Genomic DNA, 1,879 nt, shown 5'->3' with positions numbered 1-1,879 from the left:
CATCAGCTCGTCGATGCGGGATTCCAGCGCGGCCACGCGCTGCTCGACATCCCCGTCGGTGGCGGGCTGCTGCTCCTCGGCCTTCGGCTCCTCCTCGTCCAGCACACGCCGGATCTCCGGCTTGGCGAACAGCGCCGCGAGCCGGTCGGAAAACTTGGCTTTCTTTTTGGTCATGGTGTCCTCTTGATGGTCGTTGATTCGACACGCGGGACCACACCGGCCATGGCTGACCAGGGCGATGTGGTTGCCTCTGATGTTGCGCTGCCGGCCCTTGCCGGGCTCGATCTGCTCGTAGTCCGCGTCATACCCGCAGGAGACTTCCCGCAGGCCCCCGCGCACCAGGGCGATGGCCGTCGCGTCGGTGATGACCAGGTCGGCCAGCAGATAGCCGGATGCGGCTCCCGTCCCGCGGCGCACGTTCTGCGCGTGGCCCTTGGCCAGTCGCGCCCACGTCGCGGGAGTCACGTCGTCATCCGGGTGGTTGATGGTCACCGGCTTGCCCTCGAATGAGGCCATGGCCTCGTCGGCGAATACGTCCTCTTCGCTCCTCTGGATGAGGACCGGGCCGGTGTCGGCCGACTGCACGGGCACCTGGTCGGGCGAGTATTCCATGGTCCCGGTACGGGCGATGGGCACGTCGCGCGCGATCAGGAAACCCTCGCGGGTTTCGGCCAGATGCTCCGAGAGCTGGGTGGGGATGTGGTAGCGCATGGGCCGTGGATACACGGCCAGGGGGCGCGAGTCCTTTAGCGCGGGTTAAAGGCTTGCGCGATGATCAGGGGCGGGGGGAGAAAGATTCGGAGCCAAAGGGCTGGTGGCTGGCTCTGCCCACCCCTGTTCAGATCGATTCATGAACGGGCAGGGCGGCATTTTTCAGGGCTGGGTGCGGCGTGGGTGCGGTCCGGGGCGGCAGGGGCCGCCCTGGGGCAAATTCAGGCCGCCGGTTCTATCTGGTCCGGGCGCAGGGTGATGATGTGGGAGCCGCCGGATCTGTTCAGATCAAAGTCCACCTCGAAGGCAGCACCGTCTTCAAAGACATTCAGTATGGTCCCGGTCTCGCCAGCGGGCACCACGCACACCTCGCCCAGGCTGTAGTTGCCGGGGCCTTCCTGGCGCTCCAGCAGGCGAACAACTTCAAACTCTTTGAATCGGCGTGCCATGGTTATCTCGGTATGAAACAGTTGATCAGTCGGGGCTTGGTGGCCAACTGGCCCGTCTTGGTATCCCTGTCATATATCCACGCGGCCAGAACGTCAACGACCCGCCCGTTTTTCCCGGTTACAGGCACCATCACGTTGAACCGCTCGCCGTATGCATCGATCATGTCGCGCTCGGCTGGCAAGTGTGGCAGCTGTGCCATGATCTGCCGCTCCACCTCACCGGCGTCGCGCTTGTCGTAGCCCAGGGCTCCTTTCCAGGTCCGGGCCTTATCCCTGCCGTGAGGGTGATTCGGGTCCATGGAGTACGTTGTCAGCTTCTCCGGCAGGAACCTTGCCCGCTCCACGTTGGGCAGCCTGCCGCCCTCAACGTGCGGGGTCACGGGGTTGTGTTCCGTGCGCTCCCATTGACTCCGCAGCTTGTGCTCGCCGCTTGCCTTTTCCTGCTCCCTGGTGGGCAGTGGGCTGGCCACCTCGCCCCCGGCCGAGTCGTGCACCACCGGCTCGGGATAGCAGCGGTCGTTGGGAAACTCCCCGGCGTGGCCGGTCATGCCGTCCAGCGTGGGCGGCTCGCTCCACTTGACGAACCGGCCCTCCATGGCCCGGTGGCTCGGCCTGGTCGCGCCGTCCCTGGCCGTGCGCCAGATGTATCCCTCGGAGCCGACGCTCTCGGCCCTGGCCCTGGTCAGCGCGGTGCCAGCCTTGCTCACCTCGGTCAGGGC

At 66.0% G+C, this 1,879-nt stretch carries 3 protein-coding genes; all 3 read right to left on the bottom strand.

Annotation, left to right across the window (positions count from 1 at the left end):
• A partial coding sequence (locus tag QQS14_RS16310; protein WP_285908077.1) for a DUF2213 domain-containing protein occupies positions 1-726 on the bottom strand: 726 nt, incomplete at its 3' end.
• Positions 727-932: 206 nt separating this feature from the next.
• Positions 933-1,160, bottom strand: a complete 228-nt coding sequence (locus QQS14_RS16305) for a DUF4926 domain-containing protein (RefSeq protein ID WP_285908076.1) — start codon at positions 1,158-1,160, stop codon at positions 933-935.
• A 2-nt stretch (positions 1,161-1,162) separates the two neighbouring features.
• Positions 1,163-1,879: DUF6883 domain-containing protein (locus QQS14_RS16300; RefSeq protein WP_285908075.1), on the bottom strand; the 717-nt coding region annotated here is incomplete at its 5' end.

This window comes from Pseudodesulfovibrio pelocollis (assembly GCF_030282845.1).
GTDB classification, from domain to species: domain Bacteria; phylum Desulfobacterota; class Desulfovibrionia; order Desulfovibrionales; family Desulfovibrionaceae; genus Pseudodesulfovibrio; species Pseudodesulfovibrio pelocollis.
This window is presented reverse-complemented; position numbering and strand designations above follow the sequence as displayed.

Coding starts and splice junctions, on each gene's coding strand:
- QQS14_RS16305 (WP_285908076.1), bottom strand. CDS start 1,160: ATGGCACGCCGATTCAAAGAGTTTGAAGTTGTTCGCCTGCTGGAGCGC.